Below are 20,159 nucleotides of genomic sequence, written 5' to 3' on the forward strand. Positions count from 1 at the left end.
TACCTCCTATTCAACATACTTTTCAAGCAATAGATAAATCATATACTCTAGTTCATTTTTCGGGATGTTTCGTCCTGCATTTCTAATAATCCTATCAATATTTGTATAGACTATATTGGTTTTAACCGAAAAGTCCACCTTTGATATAACCTTCGTCTTATCACCGACACCAATGGTGATGTAATTCAAGTTTTCATTATTGGTTGACTCAGCGTCATTACTATCTTGAACATCCAAAAAGCTAACAGCTGTTCTATAGCTCTGGATTATTTCACGATTAAACTTTTCAAACGTTTTATCTGACCAATCCTCCACTAATACACCAGTGAAAAGCTCTAAGAAACGCTCTATCCACTCGTCATTATTTTCTACTGTAACCAACGTTCGAACAAACTCATTATTTTTCTTTAGATACTCATGTTGATTATTTGCCCATTCAATTACATGTTCTATGCTAGTTACATCTATCACTTCTAGAATATAGCTAACTAAGTCTGCTTTAAATTCGTTTATAAAGTTTTCAGCATACTCCTTAATTCGTAATAATTTTATAAATCTATCATTATTAAATAATTCGTATAGCTCAGCAATTGCCTGTTGTGGTTTTACTTCAGTTCTACGTATAATTTCACGAACGAATGAAAACTCGTCATTAACTGACGATGATATCTGAGTAAAACGTGGTAAAGATCTTAACCACTTAATAAGAGTACCACAAATTTGTATCAATCGTGAGTTGTTGATTCCTTCTAATCGTTCTTCTATATGATTTGAGAAGGTGTTTTCTATTCTATTAAAGAAAGAGATATATTTTTCATCAATTTTTTCAAAAATATATTGATAGTTTTCTACTCCTTCTTCCTCAAGAATTTCATATAATCTTTCTCCATTTAATCCCGGAACAAAAATTTCATTTCTGTACAACATAAATTCATTCCAGCGATCTCTTAACATAGCTACAAGTAAAATTGGAATAATAGGTTTTCTAATACCAAATGGACTACTAGTAAAGACATTAATTATATCTGCAAAACTTCCTTTTGGTTTCTCATCGAGCAGTCTAATGAGACTTTGACGCAATAAACGGTATGGACCATAGCTAATTTCATTATAATCTAAACTATTTACATTCTTATCAAAATTAGCATTGTTTTTAAAGACTGCTGCATATATTGCATATGCTGGGCCACTTCCTTCAATACCAAATCTTTCTTTACTTGGGTTCTGCAAAATGGCATCAATGAGTGTTTTTGCTCCAACCTTTTGCTGTGACGAAGCATTCATTCTATTAAAAGAATCGTTAATGATTCTAGGCGCTTCCCTATATAAGCTATAACAAATTTCCGTTAATAAATCAGATAGTTCAATCTCACTGTTAATATGCTTCTGAGTTTGTGTAGATAACCAAATTATTCCTTCATCAAACTCAGAGAAAGCAGATAAATACTTTTTTATTACATAATTTGTCTCTTTCTGCAATATTATTAACTCTTCTCTGATCCCCTTATCCTCTAAAAGCAATTCCTTATCCTTCATCAAACTCTCTATTATGTTACTATCATAAATCTCGGACAAAATAGTATTTAGAGGTTTTGAATGTATGGCAAAGACATCTTTTTTAGATGGTGAAAGTTTTTGAATCTCTGATTCTAGCTCAAACGGAGGTGAGTTTTCCGGAATTACAAAATATAAGTTGAGATCAGCTGTATAATAATTGAGGTTCAAAAGATTTAATGAAGATAAATCTGATTCTAGAAGTATCTCAACTTTTGCATATCGCGTCATGTCCTTTTCATCGTTATAACGCTCTGCAAAGTAATATTTCTTAGTAAGATTTCTCTGTAAACATTTTAAAATGTCCACTTTTGTCGCAACATATTCCGACTTCTTGTTAGCAATCTTTTCGTTTAAATCCACAGCACTCCCTGTATGAATTTCCCAGTAATTACCTAATCTATTAAATCTTACAACTTTTTGCTTAGATAAGATATTCAATATAGGCTCTAGATTGTCTTTATCCATTTTCATTGCAAAAGCAAGAAATTCCGTTGATAACTTTTGCTCCTTCTGCAATTTACAAAGATTCCAAATAGAAATGAATTTTAATATACTAAGGGCACTCTTCTTATCAGTTAATTTATCAGGAATTCTCGCAATTGACTTTTTATAAAGCAGAATATGTTGTGAAACATCTTGATCAACATCATTTTCAGAGGCATCAGAGAAAAAATAGTCAAATAATTGGTAACTTAAATAATAGGAATCCGTTTTGGAGATATGATTAAGTAATCCTGCAGTCTCTTCACTCTCTAAAAATGTAAAAAGAGTCCTTTCATTTTGTCCAAATACACTTGATAGTTCTGGTAACACATAAAGTGCAACTGGATGAAGAGGGTACATGGACTTGGCAATTATATTTCCACGTTCTCTTGGATTTAGGCTAGGAAACAGAGGATACTCCTTCAATTTTTCAATAACAACTTCGAAATCCTCTTGCGACACTCTTGGCTTTTCTTGAAGATTTTCTGTTAGTATTACCTCTGCAATTTTAAGGAATGTTGCTTGGTCGCTCATAATACTGTATTGCCTAAACCTCTTTTCAATTCGTTGGAATTCTTTTGCAACTTCTTCATTCATTCCAGTAAAATACTGCCGTAAGCTTTTATGTGTAATTAACATGAATTGTATTGATTTTGATCTGTTTGTTAGTTCAGCAAGATCTTGAATATCCTGCATTGTTTCATTCAAACTAGTATGATTTAAACTTTGTAAAAATCTACCGAATTCATCGTGGACAATGATTAATCCAAGATCATTTTTATCTAATATTTCTGTTATGTGTTCCATTTGAGTTAAGAACGCTTCATTATAACCAGTCTCAAATGTAGCTCCGGAAGTCATCTTTGGGAATATACTATAGAACCATTTAATCGCTTCCTCATTTTGCTCCCTAATATCATTAGTCCATTCATTAATCTTTTTACCTTCCGCTCCCAATAGTGAAACGAATGATTTGTACGTATCAGGGTATTCTTTACTCCATGTGGATACAGCTTCTAATATCTTTTTACTTACACCCGGTAGTACAATTTCTATCCCTTCTTTTTGTAGCGCCTTTAGTATATTTGAAAGGATTGCTTGTCGAAACCTACCTTCATTACCTGTTAACAATACAGGGATATATTTCCTATCGACTTCGCTTGTTCTACGAATTTGCTCAGCAATGTAATCATCAAAATGATTAAATTTACTCGACAATTTTTCAATATCACTAGTAGAAACACTTTTAGAAAAAATGGTACTTACCACAGTTGCTAGTAAGGATTTACCTGTGCCATAGGCACCAACTATAATATGCGCTCTATCTCTATCCTTTAAAAAACCGTCTAAAAGACCTTTTAATACATCGATGTGTGAAGGAGTTGGGATATATCTATTTATAAATTCATCTTTTCCTACATCAAATCTAATGTTTACACTTGTTTTAAATGACATTTATGAATTCCACCTAATCTTTAAATTGTTAACTCATAACGAAGGTAATTTAGTGGACTGATTTTGGGCACTTTTACGTTATCTAAGTTATTTGTTCTTACATATTCAAGTGGGTACTTTCGGTGAGTTGTTAACTTATTGAGAGACTCGATAATTTTATTCTTTGAAAGATTAAATACCTTTCCCCACAGGAATGCCTCATTCATAATTTCATCAAGACTAATAAGTTCAAGATCATTTTCTTGGGAATAAGCAAGTAGCGAATAATATAAAGGAATCAACCCTTTTTCATCAATATTCGGGTAAATCTTACGTATATTTTCACTTGTTTCTTCTGATGCTTCCACTTTAATTAAATTCAACTTTGTAAATGGTGAGAAAATGAAATCTTCAGGATCATTTTCATTTGCACTCTTCGTATATAGTTGGACTAAAACATCAACATCTCTATCAAGCGAATTTTCCGATACTTCCCTCGGTTCATTATTTTTAACCCAAGTTTTAAATGCCTTCTTTAAATCTGCCCTTTGAGTTACCGTCTCTTTATAAACAACAAAATACCAATAAAAGACCGTTGCCAGATTATTTCGATTACACACTAAATGATAATGTAGAATACCGACGGTCTCATTTTTTTGTAACAATCGGTCATAGTTGTAAATTAACTGACCTAATTCTGTTAACACATGTGTTTTTTCATCAGTTTCTTTCATTAAATCTAATGCTAACAGCCAAAACTTTAGAGATCTAACCATGTTTTTACCAAGTCCAATTTTCTCAAACCCGTCTTTCTCATAAAAAAAGCGCGGGCTTCTCTCGTTTATAGCCTTCATTCCTTTGCTAATCCATTTATCTCTAAGGTAAAAACTCTCATGTCTACCGTAAGCCATAATAAATACAAACATCCTTTCTTGAACACATCTGGATGACTCTCTCCAGAAACTATTATATATCAAGTTTATCTATTCGTTAAGTGAAATACATCATTTTTTACGAACGTACATTCTAAATTAATTCTGGAGGATAGTAACCAGAAAAAAAGATGTACTGTTGATTGAAACATCCTCTTTTATTCGCCATTTAACTTTAAATCACTAGGTTTATTTAATTAATCTCCTTCTAAAGAAGAAAATCAATTAATGCAGAAAAACAAATAACTATTTAAAAGCCAAGGACCAACTCTATTTTAAAAAAGAATAAAGTTTTCATATTTTTACAAATACTGCAGTTTACTAAAATTGTGGGATGTCAATTCTTTTTAATTGTTTGTGGAAGCTATAATGAGCATGTAGTGATAATTAAGTAAATGAAATAGATTTAACAGAAAAGGTAATGCCAAATCTAAAATCTTAAAACTCAGTAAGGGAAATTTTAAAAGAATTAAGCGAAAAGCGCTAAAATATAACGGAAAAATTGAATCTAAAATAAACGAAATTAATGAGAAATTAACTAATAGCAAAAGCGAAAAATCTAATTTAAATAACTCTCTAGCTAAAAAGATTATTTCTAAAGAAAATTACCAATTAGCCATAAATATTTTCTATCTTTGAAACTTCCCTTTACTAACCATTTAAGTATCTAGAATTTTAAAAGAATGAAAAAGTGAAGAACTTATTTATGAAATGTTTCATTTGTTTGTAGATGAAATAGAAGTACACAAAAGATGGAACCATTGAAATCAATTATCGTTTTAGAAATCAACAGTTCCATCATTATAATTTTCAACTGTTTAATCTTTTAATTTCATCAACGCACAGCACTCCACATGTGACGTATGCGGAAACATATCCACCGGCTGCACTTCCTCCGTCACATACCCGCCATCTTCAAGAATACGCAAATCACGAGCTAGCGTCCCTGGATTACAGGAAACATAAACAACCCGGTTTGGTTTCATCTTTAAAATGGTGTCAAGCAGTGCTTCGTCGCAGCCTTTTCTTGGCGGATCGACGACGAGGGTGTCTGCTTTGATGCCTTCTTTGTACCAGTTTGGGATAACAGTTTCTGCTTCGCCGACGGCGAATTCGACGTTGTTAATTCCATTTAAAGCAGCATTTCGTTTTGCATCTTCAATTGCTTCTGGAACAATTTCAACCCCATATACTCTGCCTGCTTTTTGTGCGAGAAATAAGGAAATCGTACCGATTCCGCAGTAGGCATCGATGACGGTTTCTTCGCCTTGCAGCTCTGCATATTCAAGCGCTTTGTCGTAAAGCACCTTTGTTTGGGCTGGGTTCACTTGATAAAATGAGCGGGCCGAAATGGCAAATTTGATGTCGCCAATCGTGTCATAAATGTATTCTTCGCCCCATAAAACGGTTGTTTCGTCTCCGAAAATGACATTTGTTTTCTTTGAATTCACGTTTTGTACAATTGACCGAACGTGTGGGAAGCGTGCTATAATCTGCTCAATCACCTGCTGCTTTTGCGGAAAATCAGCCGTTCTAGTAACAAACACAACCATCATTTCACCTGTTGCAACACCATAGCGAACCATCACATGACGCAGCCAGCCTTTGTGCCGGTCTTCGTTATACGCTTTGATGCCAAACGCATTGCATATGTCTTTTACTGCCTGTACCACTTCGTCATTTTCTGACTGCTGAATCAAACATTTTTCCATATCAATGATTTCATGGGTACGCTGCTGATAAAACCCTGCAACAAGTCCGCCTTCGCGTTCGCCAACTGGAACTTGTGCTTTGTTTCGGTAATTCCAAGGGTCTTCCATGCCGAGTACAGGATGAACTTTTACACGGCTCATATCAAGCTTGCCGATCCGCTCTAATACGTCCTTTACTTGTTTTTGTTTAAATAGCAGCTGGCCTTCATAGCTCATATGCTGAATTTGACAGCCGCCGCACTGCTTGTAAATGGGACATGGCGCATCTTGCCTGTGCTGACTTTCCTTTGTCAGCTCCATGAGTCGTCCAAAAGCAAATCCTTTTTTGACTCGTGTGACTTTGATTTGCCCTTGTTCGTCAGGAAGGGCATTTGGTACAAAGACAGGGAATCCTTCAATTTTTGCTACACCTGCACCTTCATGTGTTAAGTCTTCGAAGGTTACATTGTAGTATTCATTCTTTTGAACAGGCGGTTTCATTTTCACCAATTTTATCACCTCATTTGCAAAGAAAAACTTGGCCGCCATAAGGAACCAAGTTCAGTCTTCACCCTATTTTTTCAACTGTTGCTTTTGGCACAATAAATTCAATATGGCGATACAGGTTTTCAAATTCACCTGGCAGCATGCCGCCGTATTCACCATCTAAATTCAATTGCATTTTATCTTTTACATCTACCTTTACGCGATTCGCTTTTGCGTAGATGACATTGTTATCATGAATATGCTCGCCTCTGAGAGCAAGGCTGACCACTCGAATGGCTTCTGCTAAATTGACCTTCTTTAAAATAATAAGATCAAACATTCCATCATCTAAAATGGAATCTGGCGCTAGTTTTTCAAAGCCGCCAACTGAGTTTGTGAGTGAAACAAGGAACAGCATGATTTCTCCATGAAACAATTTGCCGTCATATTCAATTTCGACTTCTGTCGGGCGGATAGATGGAAGCATCTCCATGCCTTTTAAATAATAAGCAAGCTGTCCAAGCATGGTCTTCAGCTTACTAGGCACCTCATAGGTGAGCTCTGTTAACCGGCCGCCGCCAGCAATATTAATAAAATAATGGCCATTGACTTTACCGATATCAAGCGGCTTCGCTACACCCTCAATAATGGCATCTGTCGCTTTCAAAACACCTTCTCGTGGAATTCCAAGTGCTCTTGCGAAATCATTTGTCGTTCCAACTGGAATAATTCCTAGTTTTGGTCTTTTTTCAAGCGGTGCTAGTCCGTTGACGACTTCATTGATCGTGCCGTCTCCACCTGCTGCTACAATTAAATCAAAATCTCTCTGTGCGGCTTTTTCTGCTGCTTGCGTGGCATCTCCTGCACATGTCGTCGCATGACAAGAAGTTTCATAGCCAGCTTGTTCAAATTTTTGCAAAACCTGCGGTAAATTCTTCTTGAAGAGTTCACGCCCAGATGTCGGATTGTATATAATTCGAGCACGTTTCATTCATCATCATCCTATATTCATTATGCAATCTATTTTCACCACTAACAACCTTTAATTATACTATGAGATTTGAAAATGGCAACAAAACAACCACCTAATATGTAAAATCTCCAAGCACATTTCACTCAGTAAGAAAGCATTCTGATAAGATAAAAGAAAACGCTGTAAAGGATGATATGCGATGAAAAAGCCTGTCTATTTTAATCATGACGGCGGTGTTGATGACCTCGTCTCTTTATTTCTTCTCCTTCAAATGGAACATCTGGAGGTCATCGGAATGTCTGTAATTCCTGCTGATTGTTATTTAGAGCCTGCGCTCAGTGCATCTCAAAAAATCATTGATCGCTTCAGCCCTTATGAAATTGAAGTCGCTGCTTCAACTTCTAGAGGCGTCAATCCATTTCCGAAGGAGTGGCGTATGCATGCTTTCTATGTAGATGCTCTGCCAATTTTAAATGAAAAAGGTACTGTTGATACAAAGGTGTCCAAGCTGCCAGCACACCTTCATCTGATTGAAACAGTTAAGAAGGCAAAAGAACCTGTCACCCTGCTCTTTACTGGTCCGCTCACAGATCTTGCACGCGCTTTAGAAGAAGATCCTTCAATCTCTAACAAAATTGAGAAATTGGTGTGGATGGGCGGCACGTTCCTTGAAAAAGGCAATGTTGAAGAACCCGAGCATGACGGGACAGCAGAATGGAATGCATTTTGGGATCCTTATGCTGTGAGCACTGTCTTTCAGGAACCGTTTCCTATTGAAATGGTCGCACTTGAAAGTACAAATCAAGTCCCGCTTACACTTGATGTACGTCAGCGCTGGGCTTCTCTTCGTTCTCATATTGGAATAGATTTTATCGGACAGTGCTACGCCTTTTGTCCGCCGCTCATTCATCATGAAACCAATTCGACGTATTACTTATGGGACGTGCTGACGACAATTACTCTTGCTTCTACATCATTTACCCGTTCAAAAGAAGTGAATGCGATCGTTTATACCGAGACGCCAAAGCAAGGACGGACAGAAGAGCATCCAGATGGAAAATCAATTCAAGTGATTGACCATGTCGATCGTGATGCCTTTTTCCACGCATTTGAAGAACTTATGAGAAAAGCTATTTGCCAGATTTCAAAATAAAAAAAGCCCCGCCAATAGACGGGGCTTCCTCTTACTCTTCTTCTGCGTACTTTTTCTTACGTCTAAACTTGCTTAACATTTCATACACGATTGGTACGATGACCAATGTGAGTAGTGTAGAACTTGTTAAACCGCCAATTACGGTAACACCAAGTCCTTTTGATACGATCTGGCTTCCGCCTTCAAATCCTAATGCGAGTGGTAGCAGTGCACCAATCGTTGCAAGAGCCGTCATTAAGATTGGACGTAATCTTGTTGTACCTGCTTCAAGTAACGCTTCTCTTGTTGAAAGACCTTCTTGTTCTTTATGAATCACGCGGTCAATCAAGACAATGGCATTTGTTACAACGATACCGATCAGCATAAGCAATCCAATCATGGCATTTAAGCTGATGGTTTCTTTTGCTATAAACAATCCAGCGAGAGCGCCTATAACCGTAAATGGAAGTGAGAAGAGAATTGCAAATGGTGCAAGACCTCCGCCAAATGTGATGACGAGAACGAGATACACAATGGCAATTGCTGCAAGCATTGCAAGACCAAGCTGTGTAAAGGATTCTTGGATATCCGCACTTACGCCGCCTGTGTCAATCGTTACGCCGGATTTCAGATCAAGCTTGTCGACTTTCTTCTGAACATCCTGCGTTACGCTTGAGACGTCGTCTGTTGTCATATCACCAGACACTTCTGCGTAGATTTTTCCATCACGTTTTGTCACCGTATTTGCTGTCGTCCCATCTTTTACTTTGACGACATCACCAATTCGGACTTCTTGCCCTGTTGGTGTGGTAATCTTTTTATTTTCTAAATCTTTTTTGCTCTTATATTCATCTTTTTCCGTTTGAAGCTTCACATCAAGTTCTTTGCCGTCCTCTGTGACTTTCGTCAGTGTTGTTTCACTATTTTGAGGTGCAATCGCTTGAGCGATTTGTGAAGCAGTTAGACCTAGTTTCGCCAGTTTTTCTTGATCTGCATTAAACGTATATTCGTCGTATTTCTCAGATAAGCTTGTGCTGACATTTTTCAAGTTTTTCTCATCTTTTAAGATGTTCTCAACATCTTTTACTGTGCCTTCAATATCGCTTGCTTTGTCACCGTACACATAGTACGTCACAGTATTGCTGGCGCCAGCAGATGAGAAGTCTTGTGATTTCCATTCCCCTTTAGACGCTTTGTCTTGCAGGGCTTTGACTACACGATCTTTTTCTTTATCAAAATTCGGTGTGTCCTCGTCATATTGTACGAAGAATAATGCACCGTTAGAGTTACCCCCAACACTTGCTGTCATGGCATTTGAAGAGCCAAGAGAATACTGAACTGTATTGACATGGTCACGTTTCATCAAATATTCTTCAGCTTTTTTCGTTTCATCAATTGCTTGCTCTCTCGTTTGTCCAGGTTCAGGTGTATATGTCACCATCGCCGTTTTCTCTGCTTCCTGTGGTAAGAAGCTGACACCGACAAGTGGTGCTAAGAATAAGCTTCCAACAAGCATAAGAATGGCAATTCCTGATGTGATCCATTTATGGTTGAGCGTCCAATTAAGTACACGTCTATAACCACCAGCAAGCTTGCTTGGTTTATGTTCTTTTACCTTTTTCGCTGTGCCGTACAGGTTCTTTTTAAATAGAGTGTGTGCCATCATTGGAACAATTGTAATGGCGACAAGCAGTGAAGCAAGTAAAGCAAATACAATTGTTAAGGCAAATGGGATGAATAGTTCACCAATCATTCCACCTACTAATGCTAACGGTAAGAATACCGCAATTGTCACAATCGTTGAAGACATGATTGGGATAAACATTTCTTTTGTGGCTTCTCTGACGAGTGCCTTGCCTTTTAACGGTTCATCCTTTAACGCCATTCGTCGATAGATATTTTCTATGACCACTATCGAGTCATCGACAACACGCCCGATGGCGACGGTCATGGCCCCGAGTGTCATGATATTTAACGTGATATCCAGCTGATTTAATAGTAAGACAGCAATCAACAGAGATAACGGAATGGAGATGACCGAGATTAATGTTGATTTGATATCTCGCAGGAACAAGAGAATGATAATGATCGCAAAGATTGCTCCGATGATCGCCTTGTTCAGCATTGTGCTGACAGACTCTTTAATAGGCTCTGCTTGATCATATGTGGTGCTTACTTTGATTCCTTTGTTGTCTTTTTTGAATTTCTCAAGCTCTTTTGTCACTTCTTCTGCAACACTCACTGTGTTGGCATCAGAGCCTTTGACAATTTGCAGACCGATACTGTCTTTCCCATTCGTTCTAGAGATCGATTCTGCCTCTTTGACGACTTTAATATCTGCAATCTCAGACAACTTGATCGTTGGCAGCTCTACAGATTGACTGCTTGCTGCACCTGTTTGCTGCTGTGCTGCTGCTTGCTGCTGACTTGCACTTCCCGCCTGCTGGTCGGCACCTTGCGCACCTGCGCTGCTAGATGGTGCTCCCGCTCCAGCGCTTCCCGCACCGCCGCCAGCACTTGGTGTGACTGGAATTCGCATGTTTTTCAAATCTTTGACGCTTAAAATATTGCCATCCACGACAACTGATTTTTGTTTGTTGCCAAATGTGTATAGACCTAATGGTACATTCACATCAGAGCCTTTGATCATGTTTTGGACGGTTTCTTCATCTAAACCGTATTCTTTTAGTTTCTTTTCTTTAAACGAAAATTCTACTTCTTTGATTTGCTGTCCTGAAGCTTCAACAGAAGAGACACCGTCTAACCCTTGAAGTGAAGGAACGAGGTCATTTTCTACTTTTTGTGTAAGGTCTTGTAATGATTCTTTATCACCTGAGACACTAAGAGCTAGGATTGGAATCGCATTAATACTAAAGCGTGCGATTTTAGGTTTTTCTGCATTTTCAGGGAAATCAATATTGCTAATCGCATCTTCAATTTCCTTTTTTGCTTCATCCATGTCTTTGCTGTAATCGTACTCGATTTGAATGGATGATGCATTTTCAAAAGAATTAGAAGTGACTACGCTGACCCCATTGAGGTTTTGAATTGACTTTTCAATTGGATCTGTCACCTTATCTGATACTTCGTCCGGCGTTGCGCCAGGGTACGTTGTAGAAACCGTAATGACTGGAGTGTTGATATTTGGGATTGATTCTTGTTTCATATTCAATCCGGCATATAGACCAGCAACTGTTACGATAATCGTCATGAGCCATACAGCGAACTTATTCTTTAATACAAAATTGATGATCGAATTCATTATATCCTCCATTTTCCTTTATGTATTGACTGACTGGTCATTCTATATCATAATAAACGGTGATATACAATGCCGTCAACCATTTCACTTGCGTTTGACGTAACATTCTAAAGCTGAAGGGGCCTTATTTCATGAACGAAAAAAAAGAAAAAATCATTAAAGCAAGCATCCAATTGTTTGCGAAAAAGGGTTTTTCTTCTACGACCATTCAGGAAATTGCAGATGAATGCGGAATATCAAAAGGCGCATTTTATTTACATTTCAAATCAAAAGAACAGCTTTTCAACCGAGCGTTTGAATATTATATCGACACTTCGATGCAAACTATCGAAACGATTCGAAAAGAAAATCAGCATCTCGCGCCGAGAGAGATCTTTCAGAAACAAATTGCTGAACAGTTTCAGCATTTTGCTGAGAACAAAGATTTTATCATTCTGATCCTCAGCGAGAACATTATTCCGGAAAACCAGCAAATTAAAAAGTATTCAAAAACTGTGAAAAAGCAAATGAATGATGAAATTCAAATTTCCATCTTGACCACTTATGGACAGGAGATCGAACCATATATAACTGACCTGTCAGTCATGATTCAAGGAATTATCCAATCGTATGTGCAGGTTCTGCTTTTACAGGATCAAATGCAATTATCATTTGATGAGCTCTCATCCTTTATACTCGAACGGTTTGATGATCTGGTTCAAGGATTGCTTCGTTCTCAGACGAAGCCGATTTTGAAGCAAACCATTTGGGACGATGAAGCGCCTAGTGCTGCTTCCCTTCAAGAGGAGCTTCGTTTGTTAAAGCTGGAGCATCTGCTTTCTGATGATACCGTTGTATCCATTGAAGTGATTGAAGAAGAGCTGGCAAAAGCTGAACCTCGTAAGCCAGTCATCCAAGGAATGCTGACGAATTTAGAAAAGTGCGAGGATCCTGCTGTTCTAAGAGCAGTGGAACAATTGAGGCTGTTTCTTCAGTAACATAACGTGCTGTTTTTTGATTTAGCTCACCTTTCCCCCTTCGAATGTGCACTTTCGCTTATGCTTCATTATAAGAAAAGTATCTCTAAATTGATATACGGCTGTGGTCCGAATCTATAGTAAGACCCTGTCATTTCAATCAAAAAAACCGCCTTTTTCATCAGGCGGTTTTTTACTATTTAGCGTTTTTTGATTTCTTCAAGGAGAATCTTGTTCACCATCGGCGGGTTAGCTTGGCCCTTCGATGCTTTCATGATTTGTCCGACTAAGAAACCAATCGCGCGGTCTTTACCATTTTTAAAGTCTTCAATGGATTGCGGGTTGTTATCAAGTGCTTCTGTGACAAGTTTGAGCAGTGCACCTTCGTCAGAAATTTGGACAAGTCCTTTTTCTTTGACGATTGTTTCTGCATCTCCCCCATTTTCGATAAGCTCTTTGAATACCTTTTTCGCAATCTTAGAGGAAATCGTTCCTTTTTCAATAAGCTTGATCATACCAGCCAGCCCTTGCGGCGTTAGCTTTGTATCGTCTAGCTCTTTTTGAGCAGAGTTTAAGTAAGCAGAAACTTCACCCATGAGCCAGTTCGATGCTTGTTTTGCTTCTGCACCTTCTGAAATGGTCGCTTCAAAGAAATCAGACATTTCTTTCGTCAGCGTGAGTACCATTGCATCGTATGCAGGAAGTCCAAGCTCATCGATGTAGCGTTTGCGGCGCTCGTCTGGAAGCTCTGGGATGGATGCTCTTACGCGTTCTTTCCACTCGTCATCAATGTACAGCTCCACCAAATCCGGTTCTGGGAAGTAGCGGTAATCATCAGAGCCTTCTTTAACGCGCATGAGAATTGTCTTTTTAGACGCTTCGTCATAACGGCGTGTTTCCTGCTCGATCAAGCCGCCAGAAAGCAATACTTGCTCTTGACGCTTCTCTTCGAATTCAAGGCCTTTTTGTACGAAAGCAAATGAGTTCAAGTTTTTGAGCTCTGTCTTTGTACCAAACTCTTCACGGCCGATTGGGCGAAGAGAAATATTAGCATCACAGCGAAGTGAGCCTTCTTCCATCTTACAGTCAGAAACGCCTGTATATTGAATAATGGATTTTAATTTTTCTAAATAAGCATACGCTTCTTCTGGCGTCCGAATGTCTGGCTCAGATACGATTTCAACAAGTGGTGTTCCTTGACGGTTGAAATCGACGAGGGAGTAACCGTCGCCTGTGTGCGTCAGTTTCCCTGCATCCTCTTCCAAATGGAGACGCGTAATACCGATTCGTTTTGTTTTACCTTCTACTTCAATTTCAATCCAGCCGTTTTCACCGATCGGTTTATCAAATTGAGAAATTTGATACGCCTTTGGGTTATCAGGATAGAAGTAGTTTTTACGGTCAAATTTTGTATCTGTTGCGATTTCACAGTTCAGTGCCATAGCCGCTTTCATCGCAAAGTTCACCGCTTCTTTGTTCAGTACAGGCAGTACGCCAGGATACCCAAGGTCGATGACACTTGTCTGCGTGTTGGCAGCTGCACCAAAAGGTGTCGGCGAGCTTGAGAAAATTTTCGATTGTGTTTTTAGCTCTACGTGGACTTCAAGTCCAATTACCGTTTCAAAGTTCATTCTGATTCACCCCTTACAGTTCAGGTTTTGCTTTATGATGATCTGTTGCTTGCTCAAAAGCGTGAGCCACGCGGTACACTGTTCCTTCGTCAAAGTGCTTGCCGATGATTTGCAGTCCTAACGGAAGGCCATTTGCAAATCCACAAGGCACACTGATTCCTGGAACGCCTGCAAGGTTAACAGGGATCGTTAAAATATCGTTTGCGTACATAGTCAATGGATCGCTTGTCTTTTCACCAATTTTAAATGCAGGAGTTGGCGTTGTTGGCCCTACAATGACATCATACTTTTCAAAAACATCTTCAAAGTCTTTTTTGATCAATGTACGGACTTTTTGCGCTTTTTTATAGTACGCATCGTAATATCCTGAGCTTAGCGCGAATGTACCAAGCATGATACGGCGCTTCACTTCGTCTCCGAAACCTTCAGAACGAGTATTTTTGTATAAATCAATCAGGTTGTCTGCATTGTCTGTACGGTAGCCATAGCGGATGCCGTCAAAACGTGCAAGGTTTGCAGATGCTTCTGAAGAAGACAGTAAGTAGTAAGTCGCAAGCGCATATTTAGAATGCGGTAGAGACACTTCTTCCCACGAAGCACCAAGTCCTTCTAATACTTTTAACGCTTGAAGAACAGACTCTTTTGCTTCCTCGCCAACACCTTCGCCAAGATATTCTTTCGGCACAGCGATTTTCAGACCTTTGATGTCGCCAGTTAATGAAGAAAGAAAATCTGGGACATCGACATTTGCACTAGTTGCGTCCATTTGATCGACACCAGCAATCGCTTGAAGAACATAGGCATTGTCCTCTACATTACGCGTAATCGGACCAATTTGATCTAATGATGAAGCAAACGCGATTAATCCGTATCTGGATACACGGCCATACGTCGGCTTAAGACCCACAACCCCGCAGAAAGATGCCGGCTGACGAATAGAACCGCCTGTATCTGATCCAAGTGAGAACGGTACTTCACCTGCTGCAACAGAAGCTGCTGATCCACCGCTTGATCCGCCTGGAACTGTGTTTAAATTCCATGGGTTTTTCGTCGCTTTGAAGCCTGAGTTCTCCGTAGAAGATCCCATTGCGAATTCGTCCATATTTAATTTACCAATTGTGACTGCTTCTGCGTCTCTTAGGCGGTTCACAACGGTTGCATCATAAATTGGATCAAAGTTTTGCAGGATTTTACTTGAAGCTGTTGTACGCAAATCCTTTGTAACAATGTTATCTTTCACACCGATTGGCATACCGAACAATAGGCCAAGCTCGTCCTTTTCACCAACTGCCTCGTCCAATTCCTTTGCATACGCACGAGCTTTTTCTTCGTCCAATGCAAGGAATGCTTGTACTTTCCCGTCTACTTCATTGATTCGTTTATAAGACTCGTCCACTAAATCAGAAACAGACAGTTCCTTTTTATGTAAAAGCTCTTTTAATTCAGAAATTTTGTGATCAAACAGTGACATGTCTCGGGCCTCCTTTAGTCCAAAATTGATGGCACACGAATATAGCCGTCTTTATGATCAGGCGCGTTTTTGACGACTGCCTCAATGGAAAGACCTTTATTCGGAACATCTTCTCTCATGACGTTTTTCATTTTTAATACGTGTGTAGTAGGTTCAACGTTTTCCGTATCTACCTCGTTTAACTGCTCTGCAAATGAAATGATGCTATCAAGCTGTTCTGTAAACATCTCAGCTTCTTCTTCTGTAATCGCAAGCCTTGCTAAATGCGCAACGTGCTTGACTTCTTCTATTGAAATTCTTGACATGCAGGTTCACCTCCAAAAATGATGCGTGATCGTGGTCATGATCATAAGTCATATACACTTTATCATATCAAATTTTACTGTTCTAAAGCAACTTTACTCAGGCTTGAGAAGGTAGCCATTCTCCCCATCACCCTTAAAACCAGAAAGTATGAAAATGATTTGTATCAGAAATTGATTATTTATCAGAAAATTTTTTCTTTTAAATGTATTTGATAACGCTTACATATAGATTCTTATCAATCATTTATGCATTTTTTTATGTAAGAAAGAGGTTTAAGAAGGTTGATCAGCAGGGAATACTCTGTTAGGTTAAGTAACCATAGCAGTGAGCAGACAGACGATTGGAATGTTCTTGTATATTTTGAATGAGGTGATGTCAAATTAATACGAAAAAGGTGATATGGAAACATGAGTATTGAGATTGGAATTTCTCTAGCTATTTATTTTATTGGAATGCTGGCCATTGGCTGGTATGCATTTAGAAAAACAAATGACTTAAATGATTATATGTTGGGCGGACGAGGGCTGGGTCCTTACGTGACAGCTCTATCTGCTGGTGCTTCAGATATGAGCGGCTGGATGCTCATGGGGCTTCCAGGCGCGATGTATACAACTGGGCTTTCGTCAGGATGGCTTGCTGTTGGTTTGATTAGTGGGGCTTACTTGAATTATCTATTTTTAGCTCCTCGCTTACGATCGTATACTGAGGTTGCTGATGATGCGATCACCATTCCAGACTTTTTTGACAAACGATTTAAAGATTCTTCTACTTTATTAAAAGCTGTCTCAGCTGTCATTATTATGATTTTCTTTACACTGTACACCTCATCAGGTATGGTATCTGGCGGTCGTTTATTTGAATCTGCGTTTGGTGCCAATTATATATTTGGTTTAATTTTAACCTCTAGTATCGTGATCTTATACACTTTATTCGGCGGCTTTTTGGCAGTGAGTTTAACTGATTTTGTTCAAGGAGCCATTATGTTTTTAGCATTAGTGCTCGTGCCGATCGTTGCCTTTACTCAATTAGGTGGCCCAATTGCCACGTATCAAGATATCCAACAAATTGATCCAAAATTGCTTGATATATTCAGAGGAACGAGCGTCATTGGCATTATTTCCTTCTTAGCATGGGGGCTTGGTTACTTTGGACAGCCGCACATCATTGTTCGCTTCATGGCCATTACGACTGTAAAAGATTTAAAACCAGCACGTCGTATCGGGATGAGCTGGATGATTGTGTCTGTTATTGGTTCACTGTCTGTTGGATTAGTCGGTGTAGCTTATGTACATGAGACTAGTACCACTTTAGCAGACCCAGAAACCATCTTTATTGTGTTTTCTAAAGTGTTATTCCACCCGTATATTACTGGATTTTTACTCTCTGCTATTTTAGCTGCGATTATGAGTTCGATCTCTTCACAGCTGCTTGTGACTGCAAGTGCAATGACAGAGGATTTATACCGAACCTTCTTTAGAAGAAAAGCGTCAGACAAAGAACTAGTGATGATTGGGCGTATGTCTGTATTGGTGGTTGCCATTATCGCGCTTTGTCTTTCACTTAATCCAAGTGATACCATTCTTGACCTTGTTGGTTATGCTTGGGCAGGTTTTGGATCTTCATTTGGTCCAGTCATCCTTCTATGCCTATATTGGAAGCGAATGAACCATCACGGTGCACTTGCAGGAATGGTTGTAGGGGCAGTTGTAGTGTTAACATGGATTTCAACCGGCTTGAATAATACAACTGGTTTGTACGAAATGGTTCCAGGATTTATTTTGAGTGGTTTGACTGCCATCATTGTCAGCCTCTTGACCAATAAACCATCTAAAGCTTCTAAGAAGCTGTTTACCAAAATGGAAGATCATCTTGAGGAAGAAACAAAATAAAGAATTGAAGAGTCATCTGCCCTATGCGGATGACTCTCTTTTTAAATAAAATAAAAAGCTTTTCTTTCTTCAGAAACTGAATAAAATAAGAGTTGTGCAGCCATATGGGCTGTGAGAAGATCATATACATGTTGTGAAACGTACATGAAGTGAAAGGAGCGATACGCATGTTTTGGACAATTGAATGGGATACAGTCTTAAAATTAGCCGTGGCCACCTTAATCGGGCTGATTATCGGGCTTGAACGAGAGTTGAAGAAAAAGCCCCTCGGCTTAAAAACGTGTATTGTCATTGCTGTCAGCTCCTGCGTCTTAACCATCATCAGCATTGATGCAGCCTACAATTTCCCTCGAGTCTCTAAGCTTCAAATGGACCCACTCAGGTTACCGGCGCAAATTATATCTGGTGTTGGTTTTATTGGAGCAGGTGTGATTCTTCGAAAAAGCAATGATGTCATCTCAGGTCTCACGACTTCTGCGATGATCTGGGGAGCAGCAGGACTTGGGGTTGCAACCGGTGCAGGATTTTATAAAGAAGCCTTCCTCAGCCTTTTCTTTATTCTGATTAGTGTCGAATTCCTGCCATGGCTCTTCCAGCGGATCGGACCGATTCGCCTGCAGGAAAAAGAAATCCGCATCAGAATGTCTCTTTCTGACAGAAACCGCATGACCGATATTTTAAAAGAAATGAAAGCCCTCAATATCCGCATTCATTCTGTACGAATTGATGATTTAAAAGAAAAAGACTATCCAATCATGGAAGTACGCGTACGTGTGCATAAAGACCGCTATACAACCGATGTGTACTTTGATATTAAAGATCTAGAAGGCGTCGTTGGCGTGAAGTGTGATACGGTGTAGTCATAAAAAACCCCTTGCTGTTTAACACAGCAAGGGGTTTCTTCTATCGTGCCAGCTGTTGAAAGTCAAAAGGAGTAATGGGTGTTTTTTGCTCAATTTCCTTTCGAAAACATGACAGCATGGCTTTTTCGTCAGAAGTCAATGTTTGGAGATCAAATGCTTGATGTAAAAGCCCATAAATAAGCATATGACGCAGCATGAGAAAATCAGGGATTGTTGCCAGCCACGCGTCATCAAGCTCATTCTCCTGTCGATAGCCTTTTAGAAAATGACTCATAAATTCTGCCGTAAATTCAGCTTTATCATCATATGGAATCACTGGATACCAAAGAACATTGTATAGCAAAATACTAATATCATTGATAAACCAGTGATATCCAATATCATCAAAATCGAATGCGATAATCTCTCCTTGATGATAATGAAAGTTCCCGTGATGCAAATCGGCATGCACCAGCCCATACACATCCTTCGAAATTCGGAGCTGGTGAAGCTTTTGCATTAGTTCATCTTTTCTTCGCAAAACAACCGTTTGATCAGAAGGGATATATTGTTCAAGCTTTAATTGCTCCTCTTCATACCACTCTTGCCGCTTATAAAGAGGATCTTTTACTTGATATTGTTTTGTTATTTGATGCATTCGTCCTGTATAGGACCCTAACGCTTCAAACAGCTCCCCATTCCAATCTCCTTCATTCACTTTTCTCCCCGGTGCTTTTTCATACACACGGAGTAAAAATGCGCCTCCGGCTTGATCAGGAATGGTTTCAACGTCTTTTCCTCTTGCTGATGAAATCGGCTTTGCTACGGAAATACCATGATGAGACAGGAATCGAAGCCAGTCCATTTCTCCTAAAATATATGTGGGTGAACGACGAATGGTATGGGTGATTTTTAATATATAATTCTCCCCATTCATTGCCTTATATTCATACACATAATTTTCTGCATCGGCTAGAAATGTCACTTGGTCAAGCTGAAAGTCATACAAGTGAGCCGCTTTCTTTAAGACTTTCTGTTCATCGTATCGTGCTTTTACTTCTTTATGCATGCTGATTCTCCTTTTATCGTCTTTTTAAATGTTCTTGACGGTAAT

The 20,159-nt window shown here is 38.9% G+C and carries 13 protein-coding genes; 4 read left to right on the forward strand and 9 right to left on the reverse strand.

The window, feature by feature from the left end; all coding sequences use genetic code 11:
- Nucleotides 1–6: 6 nt before the first annotated feature.
- The 4 genes from ACP69X_RS16375 to ACP69X_RS16390 all read right to left on the reverse strand — a co-directional run bounded on the left by ACP69X_RS16375 (nt 7) and on the right by ACP69X_RS16390 (nt 7,574).
- Complete coding sequence (locus ACP69X_RS16375; protein ID WP_426052878.1) at nt 7–3,495, reverse strand: hypothetical protein; 3,489 nt, start codon at nt 3,493–3,495, stop codon at nt 7–9.
- A 20-nt stretch (nt 3,496–3,515) separates the two neighbouring features.
- Complete coding sequence (locus ACP69X_RS16380) at nt 3,516–4,385, reverse strand: DUF4007 family protein (protein ID WP_426052879.1); 870 nt, start codon at nt 4,383–4,385, stop codon at nt 3,516–3,518.
- Between the two features lie 839 nt (nt 4,386–5,224).
- On the reverse strand, nt 5,225–6,604 hold the full coding sequence (rlmD, locus tag ACP69X_RS16385) for a 23S rRNA (uracil(1939)-C(5))-methyltransferase RlmD (protein ID WP_426052880.1): 1,380 nt from the start codon (nt 6,602–6,604) through the stop codon (nt 5,225–5,227).
- A gap of 61 nt (nt 6,605–6,665) precedes the next feature.
- Entirely contained in the window at nt 6,666–7,574 is a 909-nt protein-coding gene (locus tag ACP69X_RS16390; protein ID WP_426052881.1) for a diacylglycerol kinase, read from the reverse strand.
- A gap of 181 nt (nt 7,575–7,755) precedes the next feature.
- Between ACP69X_RS16390 and ACP69X_RS16395 the strand changes: the two genes are divergently transcribed.
- Nucleotides 7,756–8,709 carry a nucleoside hydrolase gene (locus ACP69X_RS16395; protein WP_426052882.1) on the forward strand — a complete coding sequence of 318 codons (954 nt, stop codon included), beginning with the start codon at nt 7,756–7,758 and terminating at the stop codon, nt 8,707–8,709.
- Between the two features lie 31 nt (nt 8,710–8,740).
- Here ACP69X_RS16395 and ACP69X_RS16400 read toward each other — a convergent pair whose 3' ends face one another.
- Entirely contained in the window at nt 8,741–11,950 is a 3,210-nt protein-coding gene (locus ACP69X_RS16400; protein WP_426052883.1) for an efflux RND transporter permease subunit, read from the reverse strand.
- A 131-nt stretch (nt 11,951–12,081) separates the two neighbouring features.
- Here ACP69X_RS16400 and ACP69X_RS16405 point away from each other — a divergent pair, with 131 nt between their 5' ends.
- On the forward strand, nt 12,082–12,927 hold the full coding sequence (locus ACP69X_RS16405) for a TetR/AcrR family transcriptional regulator (RefSeq protein ID WP_039176996.1): 846 nt from the start codon (nt 12,082–12,084) through the stop codon (nt 12,925–12,927).
- A 179-nt stretch (nt 12,928–13,106) separates the two neighbouring features.
- On the opposite strand, the gene gatB is transcribed toward ACP69X_RS16405, so the two are convergent.
- Genes gatB through gatC form a run of 3 tightly spaced genes read right to left on the reverse strand, consistent with a single transcriptional unit; the run spans nt 13,107 to nt 16,313 of the window.
- Nucleotides 13,107–14,537, reverse strand: coding sequence for an Asp-tRNA(Asn)/Glu-tRNA(Gln) amidotransferase subunit GatB (gene gatB, locus ACP69X_RS16410; RefSeq protein ID WP_024424551.1), 1,431 nt, complete (start codon nt 14,535–14,537; stop codon nt 13,107–13,109).
- A gap of 13 nt (nt 14,538–14,550) precedes the next feature.
- The gene (gene gatA, locus ACP69X_RS16415; protein WP_073979902.1) at nt 14,551–16,008 is read right to left on the reverse strand and encodes an Asp-tRNA(Asn)/Glu-tRNA(Gln) amidotransferase subunit GatA; all 1,458 of its coding nucleotides are present in this window, start codon (nt 16,006–16,008) and stop codon (nt 14,551–14,553) included.
- Between the two features lie 14 nt (nt 16,009–16,022).
- Nucleotides 16,023–16,313 (reverse strand): Asp-tRNA(Asn)/Glu-tRNA(Gln) amidotransferase subunit GatC, encoded by a 291-nt coding sequence (gene gatC / locus ACP69X_RS16420; RefSeq protein WP_024424549.1) that lies wholly within the window; start codon nt 16,311–16,313, stop codon nt 16,023–16,025.
- Nucleotides 16,314–16,721: 408 nt separating this feature from the next.
- Here gatC and putP point away from each other — a divergent pair, with 408 nt between their 5' ends.
- Both putP and ACP69X_RS16430 read left to right on the forward strand, forming a co-directional pair.
- Entirely contained in the window at nt 16,722–18,203 is a 1,482-nt protein-coding gene (gene putP, locus ACP69X_RS16425) for a sodium/proline symporter PutP (RefSeq protein ID WP_041087115.1), read from the forward strand.
- 167 nt (nt 18,204–18,370) lie between these two features.
- Nucleotides 18,371–19,063, forward strand: coding sequence for an MgtC/SapB family protein (locus ACP69X_RS16430; RefSeq protein ID WP_024424547.1), 693 nt, complete (start codon nt 18,371–18,373; stop codon nt 19,061–19,063).
- A 43-nt stretch (nt 19,064–19,106) separates the two neighbouring features.
- On the opposite strand, the gene ACP69X_RS16435 is transcribed toward ACP69X_RS16430, so the two are convergent.
- Entirely contained in the window at nt 19,107–20,114 is a 1,008-nt protein-coding gene (locus tag ACP69X_RS16435; RefSeq protein WP_073979903.1) for a phosphotransferase enzyme family protein, read from the reverse strand.
- Between the last annotated feature and the right edge of the window lie 45 nt (nt 20,115–20,159).

It is taken from the genome of Bacillus sp. DC4300-2b2, assembly GCF_049895685.1.
GTDB lineage: Bacteria > Bacillota > Bacilli > Bacillales > Bacillaceae > Bacillus > Bacillus safensis.